General features: G+C 70.3%; 21 protein-coding genes. 5 read left to right on the top strand and 16 right to left on the bottom strand.

All coding sequences use genetic code 11. The features are described from left to right. The 3 genes from QYS60_RS24230 to QYS60_RS24220 all read left to right on the top strand — a co-directional run. The coding region (locus QYS60_RS24230; RefSeq protein WP_371384492.1) for an aldehyde dehydrogenase family protein at positions 1–295 on the top strand (295 nt) is incomplete at its 5' end. A gap of 65 nt (positions 296–360) precedes the next feature. Further along, the gene (locus QYS60_RS24225) at positions 361–1,113 is read left to right on the top strand and encodes an SDR family NAD(P)-dependent oxidoreductase (RefSeq protein WP_003936032.1); all 753 of its coding nucleotides are present in this window, start codon (positions 361–363) and stop codon (positions 1,111–1,113) included. Positions 1,114–1,146: 33 nt separating this feature from the next. Continuing rightward, entirely contained in the window at positions 1,147–1,575 is a 429-nt protein-coding gene (locus tag QYS60_RS24220; protein WP_371384491.1) for a tautomerase family protein, read from the top strand. 53 nt (positions 1,576–1,628) lie between these two features. Here the strand turns inward: QYS60_RS24220 and QYS60_RS24215 are convergent, their stop codons facing one another. The 3 genes from QYS60_RS24215 to QYS60_RS24205 form a co-directional block, all read right to left on the bottom strand. Further along, positions 1,629–2,978 carry a wax ester/triacylglycerol synthase domain-containing protein gene (locus QYS60_RS24215; RefSeq protein WP_371384490.1) on the bottom strand — a complete coding sequence of 450 codons (1,350 nt, stop codon included), beginning with the start codon at positions 2,976–2,978 and terminating at the stop codon, positions 1,629–1,631. A 131-nt stretch (positions 2,979–3,109) separates the two neighbouring features. After that, the gene (nphA, locus tag QYS60_RS24210; protein ID WP_193788743.1) at positions 3,110–3,637 is read right to left on the bottom strand and encodes an NADH-dependent flavin reductase; all 528 of its coding nucleotides are present in this window, start codon (positions 3,635–3,637) and stop codon (positions 3,110–3,112) included. Between the two features lie 13 nt (positions 3,638–3,650). Continuing rightward, entirely contained in the window at positions 3,651–5,213 is a 1,563-nt protein-coding gene (locus tag QYS60_RS24205; protein ID WP_371384489.1) for a 4-hydroxyphenylacetate 3-hydroxylase family protein, read from the bottom strand. A gap of 209 nt (positions 5,214–5,422) precedes the next feature. On the opposite strand from QYS60_RS24205, the gene QYS60_RS24200 reads away from it, so the two are divergent. Continuing rightward, complete coding sequence (locus QYS60_RS24200; RefSeq protein ID WP_010592512.1) at positions 5,423–6,445, top strand: AraC family transcriptional regulator; 1,023 nt, start codon at positions 5,423–5,425, stop codon at positions 6,443–6,445. Between the two features lie 53 nt (positions 6,446–6,498). On the opposite strand, the gene QYS60_RS24195 is transcribed toward QYS60_RS24200, so the two are convergent. Further along, positions 6,499–7,527 (bottom strand): NADH:ubiquinone reductase (Na(+)-transporting) subunit F, encoded by a 1,029-nt coding sequence (locus QYS60_RS24195; protein WP_010592513.1) that lies wholly within the window; start codon positions 7,525–7,527, stop codon positions 6,499–6,501. A 2-nt stretch (positions 7,528–7,529) separates the two neighbouring features. Beyond that, positions 7,530–8,744 (bottom strand): cytochrome P450, encoded by a 1,215-nt coding sequence (locus QYS60_RS24190; RefSeq protein ID WP_010592514.1) that lies wholly within the window; start codon positions 8,742–8,744, stop codon positions 7,530–7,532. Positions 8,745–8,876: 132 nt separating this feature from the next. Here QYS60_RS24190 and QYS60_RS24185 point away from each other — a divergent pair, with 132 nt between their 5' ends. Next, the gene (locus QYS60_RS24185; protein ID WP_010592515.1) at positions 8,877–9,884 is read left to right on the top strand and encodes an AraC family transcriptional regulator; all 1,008 of its coding nucleotides are present in this window, start codon (positions 8,877–8,879) and stop codon (positions 9,882–9,884) included. A gap of 70 nt (positions 9,885–9,954) precedes the next feature. Here the strand turns inward: QYS60_RS24185 and QYS60_RS24180 are convergent, their stop codons facing one another. The 11 genes from QYS60_RS24180 to QYS60_RS24130 form a co-directional block, all read right to left on the bottom strand. After that, complete coding sequence (locus QYS60_RS24180; RefSeq protein ID WP_010592516.1) at positions 9,955–11,220, bottom strand: acyl-CoA dehydrogenase family protein; 1,266 nt, start codon at positions 11,218–11,220, stop codon at positions 9,955–9,957. A gap of 131 nt (positions 11,221–11,351) precedes the next feature. After that, complete coding sequence (locus QYS60_RS24175; protein ID WP_010592517.1) at positions 11,352–11,549, bottom strand: tautomerase family protein; 198 nt, start codon at positions 11,547–11,549, stop codon at positions 11,352–11,354. 2 nt (positions 11,550–11,551) lie between these two features. Further along, positions 11,552–12,340: a 2-keto-4-pentenoate hydratase gene (locus tag QYS60_RS24170; protein ID WP_010592518.1), complete on the bottom strand. Its 789-nt coding sequence runs from the start codon at positions 12,338–12,340 to the stop codon at positions 11,552–11,554. Continuing rightward, positions 12,337–13,131, bottom strand: a complete 795-nt coding sequence (locus QYS60_RS24165; protein WP_010592519.1) for a 2-keto-4-pentenoate hydratase — start codon at positions 13,129–13,131, stop codon at positions 12,337–12,339. The genes QYS60_RS24170 and QYS60_RS24165 overlap by 4 nt, the downstream gene beginning before the upstream one ends. Before the next feature lie 44 nt (positions 13,132–13,175). Beyond that, the gene (locus QYS60_RS24160; RefSeq protein ID WP_010592520.1) at positions 13,176–14,003 is read right to left on the bottom strand and encodes an IclR family transcriptional regulator; all 828 of its coding nucleotides are present in this window, start codon (positions 14,001–14,003) and stop codon (positions 13,176–13,178) included. A 212-nt stretch (positions 14,004–14,215) separates the two neighbouring features. Then, positions 14,216–14,341, bottom strand: a complete 126-nt coding sequence (locus QYS60_RS24155) for a hypothetical protein (protein WP_268965544.1) — start codon at positions 14,339–14,341, stop codon at positions 14,216–14,218. Positions 14,342–14,405: 64 nt separating this feature from the next. After that, a complete protein-coding gene (locus tag QYS60_RS24150) occupies positions 14,406–15,719 on the bottom strand; it encodes an MFS transporter (RefSeq protein WP_371384488.1) in 1,314 nt (437 codons plus the stop codon). 48 nt (positions 15,720–15,767) lie between these two features. Beyond that, the gene (locus QYS60_RS24145) at positions 15,768–16,238 is read right to left on the bottom strand and encodes a VOC family protein (protein WP_010592522.1); all 471 of its coding nucleotides are present in this window, start codon (positions 16,236–16,238) and stop codon (positions 15,768–15,770) included. A 167-nt stretch (positions 16,239–16,405) separates the two neighbouring features. Then, positions 16,406–17,827 (bottom strand): xylulokinase, encoded by a 1,422-nt coding sequence (xylB, locus tag QYS60_RS24140; RefSeq protein WP_371384487.1) that lies wholly within the window; start codon positions 17,825–17,827, stop codon positions 16,406–16,408. After that, the gene (locus QYS60_RS24135) at positions 17,824–18,750 is read right to left on the bottom strand and encodes a carbohydrate kinase (RefSeq protein ID WP_371384486.1); all 927 of its coding nucleotides are present in this window, start codon (positions 18,748–18,750) and stop codon (positions 17,824–17,826) included. The genes xylB and QYS60_RS24135 overlap by 4 nt, the downstream gene beginning before the upstream one ends. After that, positions 18,747–20,222 (bottom strand): mannitol dehydrogenase family protein, encoded by a 1,476-nt coding sequence (locus tag QYS60_RS24130; protein ID WP_371384485.1) that lies wholly within the window; start codon positions 20,220–20,222, stop codon positions 18,747–18,749. The genes QYS60_RS24135 and QYS60_RS24130 overlap by 4 nt, the downstream gene beginning before the upstream one ends. Positions 20,223–20,226: the final 4 nt, after the last annotated feature.

Genomic DNA, 20,226 nt, shown 5'->3' with positions numbered 1-20,226 from the left:
CTTCGGCCCCGTCGAGACCGTCCTCGGATTCGACACCGAGGAGGAGGCCCTGCGCATCGCCAACGACTCCCCCTACGGCCTGGCCGGGATGCTGTTCACCCAGAACCTGGACCGGGCCCACCGGATGGCCGCCCGCTGGAAGGCCGGCACCGTGTGGATCAACACGTTCTTCGAACGCGACCTGCGCCTGCCCTTCGGCGGCGAGGGCGCCAGCGGCCTCGGACGCGAGGGCGGGCAGTACTCCCGCGACTTCTTCACCGAGCCGCGGGCGGTCACCCTCCGACTGCGCGGCTGAAAAGTCCGGGACCAACGGATATGCATCTCCATGGCGGTTACACCCGCGAATCAAGGAGCACAGACATGGCCTCACCCTCACTGTGCGTCGTCGTCGGCGCGACCGGCGCGATGGGCACCGAGTTCACCCGTCGCCTGGTCCGACGCGGGCTGCGCGTCGTCGCGGTCGCCCGAAACGCCGAGGACCTCGACAAGCTCGCGACCGAGGACGATCTGATCGTTCCGTGTGTCGCCGACATCGCCGACGACAGCGCCATCGGCACGATCACCGCCCGTCTCGACGCGCCGGTGCGCCTGGCCGTGTTCGCGGCCGGGCTTCCGGTGCGCGGCTCGGCCGACACCATCGCGCCGGGGGACTTCGCGGTCGGCGCGAACATCAAGGTCGGCGGACTGGTGCGGCTGCTGCACGCCGTCCGGGACCACCTCGTACCGGGATCGCGTTTCGTGACGATCGCCGGGTCGCTCGGACTCGAACCCGGCCCGCTCGACGCCGGGCCGGGGACGGTGAACGCCGCAGTCCTCAATCTCATGCGTCAGCTCAGCGCGCTGTACGGACCGAGGGGCGTCACCACCCACACCATTGCGCCGGGACCGGTCGACACGCCACGGCTGCGGAAGTTCGTCGAGACCGAGGCCGCCGAGACCGGACGCGACCCCGGCGAGATCTGGGATCGCTATCGTGCCAAGACCACGCTCGGCCGGCTACCGACGCTCGACGAGATCGGCTGGACTCTGGAGATGCTCCTCGCTCCGGAGGCCGCCGTGCTGCACGGAAGCGTCCTCACCGTCGACGGCGGAACCCGGCACGGAGTCCAATAAGTCCGTACCCCGACATGTCACGAAGGAGCGCCAATGCCTGTTGCACACTTCCATCTCGTCGACGGCGCCTACACCGCCGGGCAACGACGTCGGCTGCTCGCCGACGCGAGTCGCTGCTACGCGGAGGTCCTCGAGTCCCCGATCGAGCGAGTGCGGGCGTTCGTCGTCCGGTACGGCCCCGACGACGCCGCGACGGCCGGAACGGCGATCGCCGACGGCGGCACCCCGGCCCCCTACTTCACCGCGATCGTCCTCGCCGGACGCCCGATCGAGCAGCGCCAGGAGCTGGCGGCGCGATTCACCGATCTGATCGTCGAGATCCTGGGGGCGCAGCGGGATCTGGTGCGCGGACAGATCGTCGAAGTCGATCCGGTGAACTGGTCCATCGCAGGCAACCCGGCCGCTGCCGCCCGCGCCGACGAGGTCGCGGCACGGGCGGCAGCCACACAGCCGGCGCGGTGAACGCCGGCGCCTGAGCGAATGTGCCGGCACGTCGGCCTGTTCGACGCCATCCCTCATTCGCCTTCACCGCGAAGCGCCCGCAGTTCTTCCTCCATTCCGCGAGCCACCACGTCCACCTCGGGACACACGACACCGTCGCCGACGACGGTGATCACGAACCGCTCGGCGTACGAGAAAGCACACGCACCGACGCCGATGTTGCCCATGAGCGCCACCACCGGCACGATCTCGCGCACCCGCGCCCCGGCAAGGTAGAGCGGGGTGGGCGGACCGACCACGTCGGCGACGTACGTGTTCGTCATCCGTTGCCGGGCGAGCATCGGCAGGGCGATGCGCCGGACGACCCGGCCGGTCACCACCGCGCCCGTCCTCGGACGGACATGCCGCTTCCGGACGGCTGTGTCCGCGGCGATCGACGTCAACCGGCGCAGCGGATCGGCGACACCGAGCGGGAGCCGAACGATCATCTGCCCGAGCAGGTTTCCACGAGCCGGCCCCGGACGCGACCCGTGCAGCGAGACGGGCACCACCGCCCGCAGCACGACGCCGTCGACCGGTTCCCCTCGGCGACAGAGCAGTTCGCGCAAGCCCCCGGCGAAGACCGAGAGCAGCACGTCGTCGATCTTCGTGCCGTGCCGATGCGCGATCGCGCGGACCACCTCGACGTCGGTGTGCACCACTGCGTAGCGGCGCTCCGACCCGATCCGCCGGTTCAGGCTGGTGCGCGGCGCTCGCCCTTCGCGCCGGGTTCGTCGCAGCGCGGACCAGGAGTCTCGGAGGTCGGGCACGAGCGTTCCCGGACGAGCCCGGGCCGCCACGACCCGGAACGCCGCGGTCGAGCGTCCGCGCAGGTTGTCGACGACCAGCGTGCGCGCCCGGGGAACCGGCGCGGGTCGCCACGGCGACGCGGGCGACAGCGGCACGCCCGGAGCGGCGTCGAGGAGCAGCCCCAGCATCGCCACCCCCGCCGGACCGTCGGCGATCACATGATGAATGCGCAGGTAGACCGCGGGTGCATGCGCCCCGGATCCCGGGATCACCCACAGCTCCCACAACGGCCGGGACCGGTCGAGCGGGCTCCGCCGGATCGATTCGACGACCGGGAACAACTCCCCGCCCTGTCCCGCCGCCACCGCACGGATGTGGTGACGCAGGTCGAAGTTCGCTGCGTCCGCCCACAACGGTCGTCCCTGCCCCCACCCGGGGATATGCACCACCTGGCGTAGACGCGGCACCAGCGGCAACCGAGCCTCGACGATCTCCCGGACCGATCGGAGCAACATCGGGCCGTCCGGATCGTCGCCGTCCCCGGCGTCGAGGATCGCGACGAGACCGATGTCCTGCTGCCATCCCGCCTCGTCGGGCCACAGGGTCGTCACGTCCTGTGCGCTCAACCGTTCCATGCGCTCACCTGCCGTCGCGTCCCTCCAGCGAACCAGATATCCGGCCGCGCCGACAGGGCGCTGATCGATGCCGCCGCACATGCGGGCGGGGTGGCCGCGGCATCCGCCGTGACCACCCCGTCCTGCTCCGCTCAGAAGCCCCAGGGGTCGTCCCTGCCCTGCAGTTCGAGTGACCGGAAGGTGCCGGTGTAGAACACCAGCGGGTGCCCGTCGTCGTACCAGAGTCGCTCCACCCGGCCCACGTGCAGGGTGTGATCACCCGCGGGATGCGAATCGACCACGGTGCACGCCAGGTGCACCAGTGCGCCCTCCAGCAGGGGCACGCCCTTGCGCCACACGAACCGGACGAGATCCGGCTGGTGCGCCGCCCCGGCGAAGTGCAGGGACAACGGTTCCTGGTCCCCGGCGAGGATCGAGACGCCGTACCGCCCGGTCTCCCGGATCCGCTCGTTCATCCTGGCGCGGTTGGCGATCGACACGAGCACGAGCGGCGGATCGAGCGACACCGAGGTGAAGGCGTTGGCGGTCATCCCGTGCACCGAAGCCTCGTCCTCACACTCGGCGGTGGTGACGATGGTGACGCCACTCGCGAACCGCCCCAGCGCTTTCCGCATGTGCAGTGGGGTGACCTCGAGATCGGCCACGGCAGTGCTCCTCATCGTCTCGCTCCGTTCAGCCCCGGACGATCTTCAGATCGTCGTTGCCGATCAGGTCCGGCCGCGTCCAGCCGTGGATGTCGTACTCGGACATGCACTGTTCGGCAAAGCCCTTGAGCTGGTTGTCCAGGCCCTGGGCCTGGTAGGCGAACAGCGTCTGGAAGCGCACGGCCTCGTGGTCACCGCCGTAGTTGCGCTCGTACAACTCGTGCCGGCCGCCGAACTCGGTGCCGACGGCATCCCATAGCAGCTTGAGCAGCTTGACGCGGTCGATGGCCGCGATGCCGTTCGACCCGCGCACGTACTGGTCGAGGTACGGCCGGATGTCGGGGTTGCTCCAGTCGCTCGCATGGGAATTCAGGTAGATCAGACCGCTGCCGAGAGTCTGCTGGATGATCTCCTTGATCCGCGGATAGCCCACACCCATGAAGGTCCGGTAGGCCAGTCCGTAGTTCAGGTTCGGCTGTACGGCCCCGCCGACCCACGGATCGGGTGTCTTCGCCATCGCGTCGGACAGTCCCCAGAACATGTCGCGCCAGTTGAGGATCTCGCCGATCTGCATCTGCACCCCGCGGAATCCGGCCGAGCCGGTCATTTCCACCGCCTTCATCACGCAACCGGCGATGAAGTCGAGCTTCACGGCGAGACGGGCGCAACCGTGAAACATGAAGCGCGACATGAACCCGGATTTCATGACGAACCCGTTGGTCGTCTCGGCGTCGTAGGCGAAGACGTTCTCCCACGGCACCAGCACCCGGTCGAACACCATGATCGCGTCGTTCTCGTCGAATCGGCTCGACAGCGGGTAGTCGAACGGCGTACCCATGACGGCGGCGTTCATCTCGTAGGACGTACGACAGAACAACTTCAGCCCCGGTGAATCCATCGGGACGGTGAAGATCAGGCCGAACTCCTTCTTGCGGAGCGGCAGGCCGTAGTGCGCGATGAAGTTGGCATTCGTGATCGCCGAACCGGTCGCCACCACCTTCGCGCCCGACACGATCAGACCCGCGTCGGTTTCCTCGACCACGTGCACGCAGATGTCGGCGGTCTCGTCGGCGGGCTTGTCGCGGTCGATCGGCGGGTTGACGATCGCGTGGTTGAGGTAGAGCACCCGCTCCTGGGACTTCTTGTACCAGTCGAGGGCGTTCTGCTTGTACTCGCCGTAGAAGTCGGCGTTGGCTCCGAGGGTGCCGAGGAACGACGCCTTGTAGTCGGGCGAGCGGCCCAGCCAGCCGTACACCTCGCGCTGCCACGTGGCGATCGCGTCGCGGGCGAGGAGCAGGTCGTCGGCGCTGCGTGCCGTCTTGAAGAACGGATGGGTGAAGCCACCGTTGCCGGTGTCGGTCGGCACCGTGAGGATGCCCTTCGCCTCCGGCTTGTGCATCGCGTCGTACATCCGTGCCACCGACCGAACCGAATTTCGGAAGGCCGGGTGCGTGGTGACGTCGTCGACCCGCTCACCACGGAAGTACACCTCGCGACCGTCGCGCAGCGACTCGATGTACTCCTCGCCCGTCATGGGACGGACGGTGTTGGGTGCTCCCACGGCGTCGCCGATGATCGCTGATGTCGTCATGATGTTCACTCCTGGTCTCGGGCGGTGGAGAGTCGTTTCGGGGACCGGCGGGATCGACCGGCGTCGCGCTGCGACGCGGTCGGCACCGATTGCGTTGCCCTGATTGGGGATCCGCTCTCGGATGTCGCCTTCGGCGCGATGTCGGTATATCGTTCCGGACGCCAAGTCCCTGTGATCTGGAACACTAGAAGGCGGAGGTCTGCTGGAACATGGCTGAGCGCGAACAATCGGGTGACTCCGCGCGCAACGGAGCGGCGCCCGCCCTCGTGTCCCTACGCACGCGGGAGCTCGACACCCGCGAAGGCCGCACACAGTGGGCGAGCACCCTCGAGCTGCTGTACGGCGAGATGGACGTGGCGTGGCCCGATCCGCGGCAGCACTTCGACGCCGAGTGGGGTGGACGGCCCTTCGGGGACCTGCACATCAGCACGATCCGCGCCGACGCCCACACCGTGGTGCGGTCCCCCGAGATGATCGCCTCGGACAACTGGGCGGGCTACCTCGTGTGCATCGTGACCGAGGGCCGCGTCGAGGTGCAGCAGTCCGGTCGAGCCACCGTTCTCGAGCGCGGGGGATTCGCGCTGCTGGACTGCTCCGCACCGTTCGTCTTCCACTCCCCCGCGCCGTTCCGGCAGATCGTGGTGCGGTCCCCCGCCGAGCTGCTCACCTCACGTCTACCCGGCCGGATCGTCGAACACGGCACCGCCCGGTCGATCGGCGGCGACACCGGGGCCGGCGAACTGGTCGGCCGATTCTTCGTCGACCTCTCGACCACGACGGCGCCGATCTCGCCGGGGGCCGCGGTGTCGTTCGCCTCCTCGGCCGTCGACATGCTGGCCACCGCGCTCGCGGAGGGACCGCTCGCGACCAGCGCCTCGCAACTGCATCGCACCGAGGACCTCACCCGCGTCCAGCGGGTCATCGAACAGAAACTGCACGATCCCGAGCTCACGCTGTCGGACGTCGCGGCCGACGCCGGGATGTCGTTGCGTAACGTGCAGAAACTGTTCAGCGCGGCCGGGATCACCCCCCGGGCATGGCTGTACCAGGCCCGCCTCGAACGCGCGCGGAAGTACCTGCTGACGACCGAGATGTCCGTCGCGGAGGTCAGCGAATGCGCGGGTTTCCGGGACGTCTCCCACTTCAGCAGGACGTTCCGCGCCTCCTTCGGCTCCAGCCCCGGTCAGTACCGCAAGGGAAGAACCGACCGCCCACCGGGCCACCGGCACTGACGGCGAACGGCCGGGTGCCCGGGACGAACCCGAACACCCGGCCGCAGAACCGGTCACGTCGGCGACAGCACCGGCGGCGCGGCGCCGACGGTGAACTCCTCCTTGAATATCGACCGGGGCGCCATGCGACGCCGTTTGAGCGCCTTGACCGCCGCGGCGACCATGGCGGGTGGTCCGCACAGGTACGCGCTGCGCCCCCGGCAACTGGCGAAGTCGTCGAGCACGACGTCGGTGACCATGCCGGTCGCGCCGTCCCACTGCTCCTCGCTGAGCACGGGGTGGTAGCGGAATCGGGAATCGGCAGCCTCGAGTGCCCGGAAGAAGTCCACGTCGTACAGATCCGCCTGCCCGCGCCCTCCGTGGTACAGGTCGATGCTCGGGACGAGATCGCTGGAGAGAGCATGGCGCACAATCGACTTCAAGGGGGCTAGTCCCGTCCCGCCGCCGATCAGGATGGCCGGTTCCTCCTGGGGGTGAACCAGGGCGAACTGCCCCAGCGGCCCGCGCAACTCGATCCGGTCTCCCGGGCGAAGCGAGCCGAAGATCCACCCCTCCGTCGCGAGCCCACCGTCGACCTTCTTGATGTGGAACTCGAGCCGGCGCGACTCGGACGGCGGATTGGCCATCGAATATTGGCGTGCCACCACGGAACCCGGCACAACCAGCTCGGCGTACTGGCCGGCGGAGAATTCCATCGGCTCGTCCAGCTCCACGACGAGCCGGCGGGTGCACCGGGCGATGTCGGTCAGCTCGAGCACGGTGCCGGCGTGATCGCGCAACGGATGCCTCGGGCCGACCGGCGCAGTCTCGCTCAACGGCGCGACGGTCAGATCGGTGCGCGGGCTCGCCTGGCAGGCCAGCGCGAGCCCGCTCGCACGCTCCGTCTCGGAAAGGACCGTATCGTCCACCCGCCCGTGGTCCACCTCCCCGCACAGCACGCGGATCTTGCAGGTGCCACACGTGCCCTGCGAGCAGGCATGCGGGAGCCACCGGTTCTCCCGTAGCGCGGATTCGAGGATGGAGCGGTCCGCTGCGGCACGAAAGGGCTGCTCGCCGTCCGAGACGGTCACCGAATGTTCCACTGTCACACCTCCCACCGCACACGCAATCCCTGCGGGCCGCGGAAGGTCCAGCCCCAGAAGTCCGGCGTGTGGTCGAGATCGGGCTCGATGTTCGGGATCGTCTCGAACAGCTCCTCGAGCGCGATGCGGACGATCGCGGTGCCGAGGTAGGTTCCGGCACAGGCATGGTTGCCGGAGCCGAACGCGAGATGCGGCATGACCGGCCGATCCACGTCGTAGGCGTCCGGGTTCTCCCAGGCGGTCTCGTCCCGGTTCGCCGAGCCGTAGGCGAGTATCACGGGTGTACCCGCAGGCAGGTCGACACCGCCGATCGTGACATCGTGGTTCGCGACCTTCACCGCAGCGCTCCAGATCGGCGCCACCCACCGAGCGCCCTCGTTGATCGCGCGCGGCACGAGGGTCGGATCGTCGACGACCCGTTCGAGCTGGTCGGGGTGCTGCAGCAGGCCCGCCAGGGTGGTCGTCATGACGTGGCCCGGCTCCTGCAGAGCACCGAGCAGGAACACGTAGATGTTCGGGTAGATCTCGGCGCGATCGCGCACCTGTCCCTCGGGCATCCCGTCGTGCAGCCAGTGCGAGATGAGGGTGTGGTCGGGGTGGGCGGTCCAGTGGTCGAGCATGGGGTCGACCGTCGCGACGATCTCCTCCTTGACCCTGTCACCGGCCTCGAAGGGTGCCGGATCTGCGAAGTTGCCGTGCTCGTCGACCGCGGCGTTGCCGTAGGACAGGGCGAGCGTCTGGAACCAGCGCACGAGCGTCTCGGACGGGACGTCCGTCAGGCCCATGAGGTCGCCGACGGCGCGGACGCTGACCGGCGCGAAGTATGCCTCCTGGATGTCGGCGGCTCCGAGGTCTTCGATGCGCTCGAGGATCCGCTGCGCCTGCGGCCGGACCAGGGCCTCGACATAGGTGTCGACGGCGGCGGGACGCAGTTGCGGATCGATCCACTCCCGGATCCTGCGGTGCTGCTCGCCGTTGGAGTCGAGAACCGTTCCCTTGCCGAACGTCCGGCCTCCCGAGGGGGCGATCACGGTGGACCACGCCTGCGGGTCCTGCGTGATCTGCAGGCACAATTCGCGGGTCGCCACGACGTGCATCCCCACTGCGGGCACATACGCGACCGGGGCTTCACGGCGGAGGCGCTCGTAGATCGGATTCGGGTCGCGATCCAGTTCCTCCATGGTGATCTCGTCGATCCAGGTGTGGGTGGTGGTCATGATGTCGTTCTCCTGTCGTCGGCTCGTCCGGAGGCGACGGTCGAGGGTCGCGCAGACGGTGCGTCTCGCGGTATCGTCCGCCCGCCGAGTTCCTGTGATATGGAACACTAGGAGGAGGAGGTGAGCAGGAACATGACCGACAGTGCACCGAAGGATGACTCCCCGTGCACCGCGGAGGCCGGTCGACCGGTGGCGCTGAGCGTTCGTGAACTCGAATCCGCCGAAGGCCGTGCGCGGTGGGCGGATACGCTCGACCGGACCTACTGCGAGATGGACGTCGACTGGTCCCGATCGAACGACCGGTTTGCTGCCGATCTGGTCGCTCGCCCGATCGGCGACGTGATCGTGAGCGTGGTGCGCGCCGATCCGCACACGGTGGTGCGGACCCCCGCGATGATCGATTCGGATCCCAACGACGATTTCCTGCTGTGCCTCATCACTCAGGGTTCCGCCACCCTGACGCAGGGGCCGCGGACGGCGATCCTCGAGAACGGCGCCTTCGGCGTCGTGGACTCGTCGACGCCGTTCGTCGTCGACGGCACAACCGAATTCGAGCAGATCGTACTGCGGGCGCCGCGCCGGCAGCTCACGTCCCGACTGCCGCTCGACGCGGTGGAGAGCGTGACGGGCCACGGCATTTCGGGGCAGACCGGCATCGGGCGACTGGTGTCGCGTTTTCTGGTCGACGTGGCCGCCACCGAAACCCCCCTGTCCGGTGGAACCTCGGATTCTGTGGCCGCCGCGGCGCTGGACCTGCTCGTCACCGCGATCAGCGACCGGGTGACTCCGCTGAACGCCACGAAGCGGGCGCACGCGGACGACCTGCGCAAGGTCCAGGCCACCATGGCCCGGTACCTGCACGATCCCGATCACACGCTCGCCGAGATCGGCATGGAACTGGGAATGTCGCTGCGCTACATCCACAAACTGTTCAGCACGGCGGGAACCACTCCCCGCACGTGGCTGTACGAGGTGCGACTCGGCCGCGCCCGAACGATGCTGCTGGAAACCGATCTCACCGTCACTGCGATCAGTGTCCACGTCGGGTTCCGGGACGTATCGCATTTCAGCCGCGCGTTCCGTCGCCGGTTCGGCTCCAGCCCTGCACATTTCCGCCTGAACCCCGCCGTGCGCGGGTAGTCGTCACCGGCGAGGGCCGGCCGTCCACGCTCGCACGAGCGACGACCAGCCCCCACAGAACTGCCGAAACCTATCCGGTGTGGTCCCGCCCGAAAATCTGCCGGGCGAGCACCCATTTCTGAATCTCGTTGGCTCCCTCGTAGATCTCGCCGATCTTGCTGTCCCGGTAGATCGCCTCGACCGGGCCTTCGGTGTCGTCGGCACCGAGGGACTGCACGAATCCGAGTCCGCCGAACGCCTGCACGGCATCCCGGGCGATGCGCGCCGCCAGGTCGGTGCCGCGCAGCTTTGCCATCGCCGCTTCGGGCTCGGGAAAGTGTTCCCCCGCGTCGAGCCGGAGCGCCGCTTTCAGGTACAGGCTACGGGCGGACTCGAGATCTGCCGCGTAGTCGGCCATCACGAACTGCCAATGCTGTTTGGAGGCCAGCGAACCACCGAACGCGTGCCGCGACTTCAGATGCGCGACGGTCCGGTCGAAGGCGGCCTGCGCCATGCCGACGCCGGCGGCGCCGATTCCGATGCGGCCGTAGGTGAGTGTCCGGAGCGCGACGCGCAGGCCACCGCCGACCCGCCCGAGCACCGATTCCGGCCCGAGCGGAACACGGTCGAGGATCACGTCGGCCGTGATCTGCCCGCGGTTGCCGAGTTTGCGGTCGGGTGTGCCGACGGTGACGCCCGGTGCGGTGGTGGGAACGATGAAGGTGGTGAGGCTGTCGCCGGTCCGGGCGAGCACGACGACGACACCGGCGACGACCGAATTGGTGATCCACCGCTTGCGGCCGGTGAGCACCCACCCGTCGCCGTCCGGGCTCGCGACGGTCTGCACCGCCTCGGGAGACAGATCGCTCGAGGCACCGGGCTCGCTCGTCGCGAACGATCCGACGATCTCCCCGTCGACGACGGCACGCAGCCATCGGCGCCGTTGCTCCTCGGTGCCCTGGTCCAGTGCCGTGCCGGCGAGGATGCAATGGACGTCGTAGATCGCGGCGACGCTGTTGGAGTAGTACGCCAGTTCCTCGACGGCCACCGCGGTGGCCGTGGCGCGGTGCGTGAGTCCGTCGCCACCGACGTCCGCGGTGAAGGGAAGGCGGAACAGACCGTTCGAGGCCATGGCCTCGAACGCGTCCCGGGGGAACCCGTCGAGGCGCTCGTCCCCGCCGGCGATCCGGCCGGCGATCGGCGAGACAGCCCGAGCGGCGAAGTCCCGGACGCGGTCGCGCACCTGTTGCACCTCCGGTGGCGAAAGCAGGTCGTGGTACATCCGGTCCGCCACCCGTTCGCAGCCGGGCTCGGGCTCGGCAACCAGGGTGAGGGCGCGCTGTGGGTTCGACGTCATCGGGTTCTCCAGGGGACGCAGGGGATGGTGTCTCCCTTGTGTATCCCGCTTCCCCGCCCCGATGCGGCTCGATCACGATGCTCGACGTCGTCGCCGGCCGGCGCTGTCGCAGTCCGGGATATCCGGACCGTTCAGGCCCGTGTCTCACGCTCGGCGATCGTCACATCGCCTGCGGCGAAGTGTGTCTTCGGCGTCTCCCGCAGCACCACCCGGATGTTGGGCAGCGGCGCGTCCAGGGCCCGGTGCGCCGCCTGGGTCAGTTCGTGGATCAGCCTCCGGAGCTCGTCCGGGCTGCGCCCCTCCGCGATCGTCACGTCGATGAGCGGCATCGTCAGCCTCCCGCCACGGTGACGGTGCCGAGGGTGGTGAAGTGCGCGGCGATGCGCGCCCCCGGCTGCACCGGCACGGCGTCGGTCATGCCGCCGGTGAGCACCACCCACCCTGCCTCGATGGCGAGTCCCCGCTCGGCCAGGGTGTTCACGGCGAAGGCCAGCGCCTCCGCGGGATGTCCGTGTACCGCAGCGCCCGTTGCCGAATCCACCACCTCGCCGTCGATCTCGAGCAGACACGCCTCGAGGGCGAGATCGAGATCCTCCGGCGCGCGGCCGACCGGACCGGTCACGTACCGTCCGGACGAGTTGTTGTCCGCGACGGCGTCCATCATCGAGAACTGGTAGCCGGAGAAGCGGCTGTCGATGATCTCGATCGCGCCGACCACGTGCTCCACCGCGGCCAGTGCGGTCGCGGCCGAGACGCCCGGCCCCTCGAGCCTGCGGCCCATGACGAACGCGATCTCCGGCTCCGCGCGAGCGTGGATCATCTTCTCGCGCGGGACAGGCTCGCCGATCGGCAGGATCATCCTGTCCGTGAGCCACGCGGTGGACGGCGAGTCCACGCCCACCTGCCGTTGCTTTGCCTTAGACGTGACCCCGAGCTTCACGCCGGTGAGCCGCTCGCCGCGGGCGAGCCGCATGCGCAACGCGATGTCCTGCGCGGCGTACGCGGTCCCCAGGTCCAGTCCGTCCCATTCCGCGAGGATCGACGTCTGCGGGGTCGCCGTGTCCTCCGCCCGCAGCAGCACGTCGGCGACGCGGGCCGCGCTCCACGACTGGTCGCTCATTTCTCGTCCTTTCCGCCGAGCACGGCGGTGACGCTGCCGAGCCCGCTGATGTTCGCCACGATGGAGTTGCCCGCCGCCACGGGAAACGCCCTGGTCATGGAGCCGGGAAGCACCACATGCCCCGGTTCGAGGGTGACCCCGAGCGGGCCGACCGTGTTGGCCAGCCACACCAGCGCGTTGAGCGGGGACCCGAGGACGGCTCCGCCGGCTCCCGTCGCCATGAGTTCACCGCCTATGTGGAGTGTGCATCCGATCAGCCTCAGGTCGACGTCACCGAGGGAGACCGGCCGGCTCCCCAGGATCACGCCGCCGGACGAGGCGTTGTCCGCGATGGTGTCGAAGATGCCGATCTTCCAGTCCCGGATCCGCGAGTCGACGATCTCGAGTGCGGGCAGCACGAAGTCCACGGCCCGCGCAGCTTCGGCGGCGGTGACGCCCGGACCGGCCAGCGGCCGGCCGAGTACGAACGCCACCTCGGGCTCGATCCGCGGCTGCAGGAAGCGGCCGGCGGGGATCGGCTGATGCTCGAGGTGGAACATGCTCGCGGTCAGATGCCCGAAATCGGGTTGATCGACACCCATCTGCCGCTGGATCGCGCGGGAGGCCAAGCCCACCTTGTGGCCCTTGACGACATCGCCGGCCAGCGTCCACTGCTCGACCTGCAGCTGTTGGATCCGGTAGGCGAGTTCGATCGACGCGTCGGGATGATCGGGGGTGAGCGGATCGATCGGCTCCCCCGTGCGATACACCTCGAGCAGTCGGTCTGCGGCCTTGTGGGCGGCGGTGTCCATGGCTCCTCTTTTTCGCTTGTCGTGTTCGTGCAGTCGGATCGTGATCAGGAGGCGCGCGGACTCGCCTCCACGAGAGCGGCGGCACTCGGGTCGTCCCGCAGCGGTACGGGACTGCAGTCGTGGGCTTCGGCGATCGCCCGGGTGATCTCGTGCGCGGCGCCGACCACGGCCCGCTCGAGCTGCGGTCGCCGCTGGGCGAAGCGCGTCGCGGGCACGCTCACGCTCACGGCCGCCACGACGGAGCCCAGGTCGTCGCGCACCGGGGCGGCGACGCAGTGCACCTCGGAGACGGTCTCCCCGAGGTCCGCAGCGAAGCCGGCCGAGCGCACACCGGCCAGAGCGTCCAGAAGTGCCTGGGGGTTCGTGGTGGTCGACGGTGTCAGCCGCCGCAACGGACGCATGGCCAGGTACCGGCGCACCTCGATCTCCTCGAGTTGCGCGAGCAGCACCTTGCCCACCGCCGTGGAATGCGCATCCAGGCGCGTCCCGACCCGGGCGCCCTGCACGGTGATGTTGTGATTGCCGAGGATCTTGTCCACGTAGAGGACGTTCCATCGATCCATGACCGCGAGATGAGTTGTCTCTCCGTACTTCTCCACCAGACGCTCGAGGACGGGGGCGGCACAGGACCGGACGTCGACGGTGCCGCGCAGCGTCTCCCCCAGCTCCACGACGCGCCACCCGAGCCGGTAGCGTCCGCGTGCGCGGCACTGGAGCAGCCCCGTGTCGACCAGGCTCGACAGCAGAGCGTGCGCGCTCGATCGGGGAACGTCGATCGCCGCCGCGACCTCGGAGACCCCCCACTCGGGTTGCTGCACCGTGAACAGGTCCAGCACCGGTCCGATCCTCTGCACCGTCTGCAGTGACGCCACGTCCAGGTCCGTCCTTTCGGTCGCGGCGGAGGCCTCGGATGCGCACGGCCCGCCGCCGGATGCTTGTGATCTGGAACACTAGGTCCCCGGAGTGCGGGCGAACATGGCTGGGAATGCACAGAAGGATGACTCCACGCGCACCGAGGGCGCACATCCCGTGGCGCTGCCTTCGGAATCGGTGCGAGACGTGCGCACGCGCGGGGGCCGGCGGGCTACGCGCCCGACGACATCCGCAGGTGCGACACGACGTCCGCGAGGGTCGGGTCGTCGAACTGACCGGCGCGCCGCATGGCGACGCCCCCGCGGGCCGTGCGGACCCAGCGCCTCGTCACGGGCACGGCCCTCGGGACCTTCGCGGTGGCGGCGGCCTGCGGCCCGGCGCCGGCCGCCCGGGCGTAGGGCTCAGGCCTCGAGCACGTGCCCCTTGCGCTCCGGCAGCGTGAAGGCGGCGACGGCGGCGAGCGCGAACGCCGCCGCGAACACCCCGAACACGAGGGCGTTGCCGCCGCCGGTGAGCAGCCAGGGCACGAGCAGCGGCGCCACGATCGACGCAATGCGCCCGAACGCGGCCGCCGCGCCGGTCCCGGCGGCGCGCACCGACGTCGGATACAGCTCCGGTCCGATCGCGTAGAGCGCCCCCCAGGCGCCGAGGTTGAAGAACGACAATGCCATTCCGGCGGCGACGATCTCGGTGGGCGTGTCGGCCAGCCCGAACAGGCCCGCGGCCGCGGCCGAGCCGACGAGGAAGCTCGCCAGGGTTGCGCGGCGCCCCCACACCTCGATCAGCCACGCCGCGACGGCGTATCCCGGCAGCTGCGCGAGCGTGATGATCAGCGTGTACTGGAAGGACTTCACCAGGTCGAAGCCCTGGTTCACCAGCAGGCTCGGCAGCCAGATGAAGGCCCCGTAGTACGAGAGGTTGATGCAGAACCACACCGTCCACAGGGCGGCGGTGCGCCGCCGCAACCGCGGCGACCAGATCGACTCGGCGGTCGTCTCCGTGAGCACCGGACGCGACGTCTCCTCCGCGTCCGTCGGCGCCGCGACGCCGGCGGACATCTCGAAGGACCGCACGGCCTTCTCCGCCTCGGCGTAGCGGCCCCGGCGCTCGAGGTATCGCACGGATTCGGGTAGTCCGAACCGCACGACCACCGCGTACAGGGTGGGGACGATTCCCACGGCCAGCGCCCAGCGCCAGCCGTCGTCGCCGAGGGGGATCACGAAGTAGCCGATGAGGGCCGCGAGGATCCATCCGGCCGCCCAGAACGCCTCGAGCGCGACGACCATGCGACCCCGCTGCCGGCGCGGCGCGTACTCACTGACGAGGGTCGACGCGACGGGAAGCTCGGCGCCGAGACCCAGGCCGACGACGAACCGCAACACGATCAGCACCGCGACGGAGCCGGCGAGCGCCGCCGCGCCGGTGGCCAGGCCGTACACCAGCAGTGTCACCGCGAACACCTGGCGCCGGCCGATCCGGTCGGCGAGCAGCCCACCGACCGCGGCTCCGACTGCCATTCCGACGAAGCCGATCGACCCGATCCACGACAGCTGGGTCGCGCTCAGATTCCACTGCACGGCCAGGGCGGCCATCACGAAGGAGATGAGCCCGACATCCATGGCGTCGAGTGCCCAGCCCACACCGGAGCCGAGCAGCAGCCTGCCGTGTCTGCGGGTCAGCGGCAGCTCGTCGAGCCGCTCGGTGCGCGTGGTCATCGACCGAAAGCTATCACCGCCGCCGCGGTGCCCGCTGGGCTCGCCGGTTCAGCCGCGGGCGGCCTCCTCGAGCGGTGCGATCTCGATCCTGCGCATCTGCAGCATCGCCTCGGTGACCCGCCGCCCCACCTCGGGGCCGGTGTCGGAGAGCAGCTCGAAGAGCCGTCGCGGCACCACCTGCCAGGACAGCCCGAACCGATCCTTCAGCCAGCCGCACTGGCTCTCTTCCCCGCCCTCGGTGAGAGCGTTCCAGTAGTGGTCGACCTCGTCCTGGTCGGCGCAGTCGATTTGGAACGACACCGCCTCGGTGAACGAGAACTCCGGGCCGCCGTTGAGCGCGACGTAGCGCTGGCCGTCGAGTTCGAAGTCGACGGTCATGACGGTGCCGGCCGGCTTGGGCCCGGTGTCCTGGTAGTACGTGGTGCTCAGGATGCGCGAGCGGGGAAACACGCTGGTGTAGAACTTGGCGGCCTCCTCGGCCTCGGTGTCGAACCACAGGAACGGGGTGATCTTCGGCATCGCCTTCTCCTTGCTCGGTGGATGACGGCGCCCTGTCGGCGTCACAGATATCGACCCGGGCCGACGCCGGAACTCATCGCGGCCGCGGTCCGGAGCGTGCATCCGTTTCGGGATGCCGACAGCCTTTCCGGCCGGCCGGAACCGGTGTCAGGTTCCGGAAAGAGGTGTCAGGTTCCGGAAAGAGGTGTCAGGTCGCTGCCGTCCGTGAGATCACGGACCTCCGCGTACCGGGCGCGCACGGCCGGGACCGGGTCCGCCTCGTAGCGCCGCACGCCGCCACCCTCCCACCGGGGTGGTTCGGTGCCGCCGGCCAGCACCCAGGCCGCCTGCCGGGCCGCGCCGACGGCGACGTACTCCCCCGGCTCGGGCACCTCGACCGGAATCCCGAGGATGCCGGGCGCGAGTTCGCGCAGCGCCCGGGAACGGGCACCGCCGCCGACGAGGAGCACCCGCCGCACCGGCACGCCCTGCGCGGTGATGTGGTCGAGACCGTCCGCGAGCGAGCACAGCAGTCCCTCCACGGCCGCGCGCGCCAGGTGTTCCCGTGTCGAATTCGTCAGGCGCAGGCCGTGGATCGCGCCCGTGGCGCCGGGCCGGTTGGGGGTGCGCTCGCCCTCGAGGTACGGCACCAGCACGAGACCGCCGGCGCCGCGCGGGGCCGACAGCGCGAGCCGCGACAGTTCGTCGTGGTCGACCCCGAGCAGCGCGGCCGTGGCGTCGAGGACCCGCGCCGCGTTGAGGGTGCACACGAGCGGCAGGTGCCGGCCGGTGGCGTCGGCGAATCCGGCGACGAGCCCGGACGGATCGCGGCTCGGGGTGGCCGAGACGGCCGAGACCACGCCCGAGGTGCCGACGGAGACGATCACGTCGCCCTCGTGCGCGCCGAGGGCGAGGGCCGCGGCGGCGTTGTCCCCGGCACCGGGTCCGAGTGCGGCGCCCGCGACCGTCTCCCCGACCCGTTCGGCCGGTCCGGCCACCCGGGGCAGCACGGGCCGGCGGCCGCGCAGCGCGAGTTCGAGCAGGTCGGTGCGGTAGCAACCGTCGGCGGCGCTGTAGTAGCCGGTGCCGCTGGCGTCGCTGCGGTCGGTGACGAGCGCGCCGACGTCGGAGGCTCCCGCGAGCTGCCACGTGAGCCAGTCGTGCGGCAGGCACAGTGCCGCGGCGCGATCGGCGTGGCCCGGTTCGTGGTCGGCGAGCCAGCGCGCCTTGGCGACGGTGATCGCGGCGAGCGGCACCACCCCCACGGCGTCGGCCCACGCCTGCCCGCCGCCGAGGTCGGCGACGAGGTCGGCGGCGGCCGCGGCCGAGCGGGTGTCGTTCCACAGCAGCGCGGGGCGCACCACCGTCCCGGTCTCGTCGAGGGTCACCAGCCCGTGCTGTTGACCGCCGACCGACACCGCGGCGACGTCGTCGAGCCCGCCGGCGGCGGCGACGGCACGGCCGAGGGCATCCGCCCAGGCACGCGGGTCGACCTCGGTGCCGTCAGGATGCGGGGCGCGGCCCTCCCGCACGACGTGACCGGTGCGCGCGTCGCAGACGAGCACCTTGCAGGACTGGGTGGACGAGTCGATCCCGGCGACGAGCGTCACCTCTGCGCCTTCGGGTCGGCGTCCCGCTCCCCGCGGGTCGGCAGGTCCGCACCCGGGCGCGCGACGGTGAGCGCCGCGGTGCGCGCGGCGACGTCGAGGGCCGCGCGCAGCGCGTCCGGTTCGATTCCGTGCAGGCCCTCGCGGTCGCCGAGCAGTTCCTGCGTCCACAGGGCGTCGAGCAGACCGGCCATGAATGCGTCGCCGGCGCCGACGGTGTCGACGACCTCGACGGGGTGCGCGGCGACGTCGACGGCGCCGGACCGCGCGACGGCGACGGCACCGCCCGCGCCGAGGGTCACCGCGACGAGCGCCGGGCCGAGGGCGAGCCACTCCTGCGCGACGTCGCGGGGGTCGCGGTCGGGGGCGAACCAGCGCAGGTCCTCGTCGCTGGCCTTGACGACGTCGGCGCCCGCGACGAAGCGGGTGATGCGGTCGCGGGTGCGCGGGTCGTCGCCGACCAGGGCAGGCCGGACGTTGGGGTCGTAGCTGATGGTCGCGGTGGGCACGTGCCGGTCGAGCAGCGCGGCGACGGCCTCGCAGCCGGGTTCGAGCAGGGCCGCGATCGACCCGGTGTGCACGTGCCCTGCGCCGGGCTCCGGGCGTGGATCCGGCAGTTGCCACTCGAGGTCGAACTCGTAGGTGGCGGCGCCGTTCTCGTCCAGGGTGGCGGTCGCCGTGGGGGTGCGCGGCGCGGTACTGCTGCCGGCGGCGAGCCGCACCGAGGAGTCGGCGAGGTGGCGAACGATGCGGCGGCCCCGGTCGTCGTCGCCGATGTGGGTGACGAATTCGACGTCGCGGCCCAGGCGGCCGAGGCCGACGGCGACGTTGAGCGGGCTGCCGCCGACGTGTTCGACGGGCCGGGCCGGGCCGCGCCGGACGATGTCGACGAGGGCCTCGCCGAGGACGAGGACGTGCCCGTTCACGATCCGACCCTGCTGCGGAGGGCCTCGAGCGTGGCGCGGGCGCCGTTGCGGTGCAGGGAGTCGAGCGCCCACCGGTAGGCGTCCACGAACCGCGGCTCGTCGGCGAGATCACCGAAGACGGAGCGGTTCTCGAGGAAGGCGGTCGGATTCCCGCGCTGGCTGCGGGCGAGGGGTCCGAGGGTGCCGGCGAGCCGGTCGACGACCTCGATGCGTTCGCCGGCCTCGTCGGTGCCCTCGGCGTAGCGGGCCCAGCTGGCCACGACGGCGGCGGCCAGGCGCACCGACCCGCCCGTCGCGAGGTTCTCCCGCACGACGGGCAGCAGCCATTTCGGGATGCGGTCGGAGGATTCGGCGCACAGCCGGGCGACGGTGTCGCGGATCTCGGGGTTGGCGAAGCGCTCGATCAGGGTGCGCTTGTACTGCGCGAGGTCGATGCCGGGCACCGGCCGCAAGGTGGGGGTGGCCTCGGCGTCCATGTACTCGAGCAGGAACTCCGCGAACAACGGGTCCTGCGCGGCCTCGTGCACGTAGCGGTAGCCGCACAGGTGGGCGAAGTAGGCCAGTGCCTGGTGACTCGCGTTGAGCAGGCGCAGTTTCATCAGTTCGTACGGGGCGACGTCGTCGACCAGTTGCACCCCCGCCTCGTCGAATGCCGGACGGCCGCAGGAGAAGTCGTCCTCGAGTACCCAGGAGGTGAACGGCTCGGCGACGACGGGCCAGCGATCCCGGACGCCGAAGCGGGCGTCGAGTTCGGGGGCGATGTCGTCGGTCGTGACCGGGGTGATGCGGTCGACCATCGAGTTGGGGAACCGGGTGTGCTCGCGCATCCAGTCGGCGAGACCGGGGTCGACGAGCGCGGCGAAGGACGTGAAGGCCCGCCGCGCGACGGTGCCGTTGCCCTCGATGTTGTCGCAGGACATGATCGTCGGCGACGGCAGTCCGCGTTCGCGGCGGCGCGCGAGGGCGGCGGTGACGAGCCCGAAGACGGTGGCGGGCGCATCGGGGTGCTCGACGTCGCGGCGGACGGCGGGGTCGTCGACGTCGAACTCGCCGGTGTCGTGGCGGATGTTGTAGCCGCCCTCGGTGACGGTGAGCGAGACGATGCGCGTGGTGGGCGCCGCGATCAGCTCGATCACCGCCTCGGGATCCTCGGGTGCGTAACGGTAGTCGACGATCGAACCGATCACCCGCGGTTCCCATGTGCCGTCGGGGTGGCGCAGGATCAGGGTGTAGAGGCCGTCCTGGGCGGCGAGGGCGTGGCGCATGCGGCGGTCGCCGGGCATGACGCCGACACCGCAGATGCCCCAGTTGCGGGCGCCCGCGCCTTCGAGCAATCGGTCGACGTACATCGCCTGATGGGCACGATGGAATCCGCCGACCCCGAAATGCACGATGCCGACGCCGATGTCGCGGCGCGGGTACGTCGGGCCGGGGACGGGCAGGGCGGTCAGGGCGTTCTCCCCCAGGTCCATGTCG

Source organism: Rhodococcus sp. GXMU-t2271, assembly GCF_041414735.1.
GTDB classification, from domain to species: domain Bacteria; phylum Actinomycetota; class Actinomycetes; order Mycobacteriales; family Mycobacteriaceae; genus Rhodococcus; species Rhodococcus indonesiensis.
The sequence above is the reverse complement of the archived record's forward strand: the minus strand, read 5'-3'. Positions and strand labels throughout refer to the sequence as shown.

Bases quoted from the DNA above. Each gene is read 5' to 3' on its own strand.
- QYS60_RS24225 (WP_003936032.1), top strand. From the start codon at position 361: ATGGCCTCACCCTCACTGTGCGTCGTCGTCGGCGCGACCGGCGCGATG.
- QYS60_RS24220 (WP_371384491.1), top strand. From the start codon at position 1,147: ATGCCTGTTGCACACTTCCATCTCGTCGACGGCGCCTACACCGCCGGG.
- QYS60_RS24200 (WP_010592512.1), top strand. From the start codon at position 5,423: ATGGCTGAGCGCGAACAATCGGGTGACTCCGCGCGCAACGGAGCGGCG.
- QYS60_RS24190 (WP_010592514.1), bottom strand. From the start codon at position 8,744: ATGACCACCACCCACACCTGGATCGACGAGATCACCATGGAGGAACTG.
- QYS60_RS24170 (WP_010592518.1), bottom strand. From the start codon at position 12,340: ATGAGCGACCAGTCGTGGAGCGCGGCCCGCGTCGCCGACGTGCTGCTG.
- QYS60_RS24165 (WP_010592519.1), bottom strand. From the start codon at position 13,131: ATGGACACCGCCGCCCACAAGGCCGCAGACCGACTGCTCGAGGTGTAT.
- QYS60_RS24180 (WP_010592516.1), bottom strand. From the start codon at position 11,220: ATGACGTCGAACCCACAGCGCGCCCTCACCCTGGTTGCCGAGCCCGAG.
- QYS60_RS24205 (WP_371384489.1), bottom strand. From the start codon at position 5,213: ATGACGACATCAGCGATCATCGGCGACGCCGTGGGAGCACCCAACACC.
- QYS60_RS24145 (WP_010592522.1), bottom strand. From the start codon at position 16,238: ATGCCGAAGATCACCCCGTTCCTGTGGTTCGACACCGAGGCCGAGGAG.
- nphA (WP_193788743.1), bottom strand. From the start codon at position 3,637: ATGAGGAGCACTGCCGTGGCCGATCTCGAGGTCACCCCACTGCACATG.
- QYS60_RS24185 (WP_010592515.1), top strand. From the start codon at position 8,877: ATGACCGACAGTGCACCGAAGGATGACTCCCCGTGCACCGCGGAGGCC.
- QYS60_RS24175 (WP_010592517.1), bottom strand. From the start codon at position 11,549: ATGCCGCTCATCGACGTGACGATCGCGGAGGGGCGCAGCCCGGACGAG.
- QYS60_RS24215 (WP_371384490.1), bottom strand. From the start codon at position 2,978: ATGGAACGGTTGAGCGCACAGGACGTGACGACCCTGTGGCCCGACGAG.
- QYS60_RS24130 (WP_371384485.1), bottom strand. From the start codon at position 20,222: ATGGACCTGGGGGAGAACGCCCTGACCGCCCTGCCCGTCCCCGGCCCG.
- QYS60_RS24150 (WP_371384488.1), bottom strand. From the start codon at position 15,719: ATGACCACGCGCACCGAGCGGCTCGACGAGCTGCCGCTGACCCGCAGA.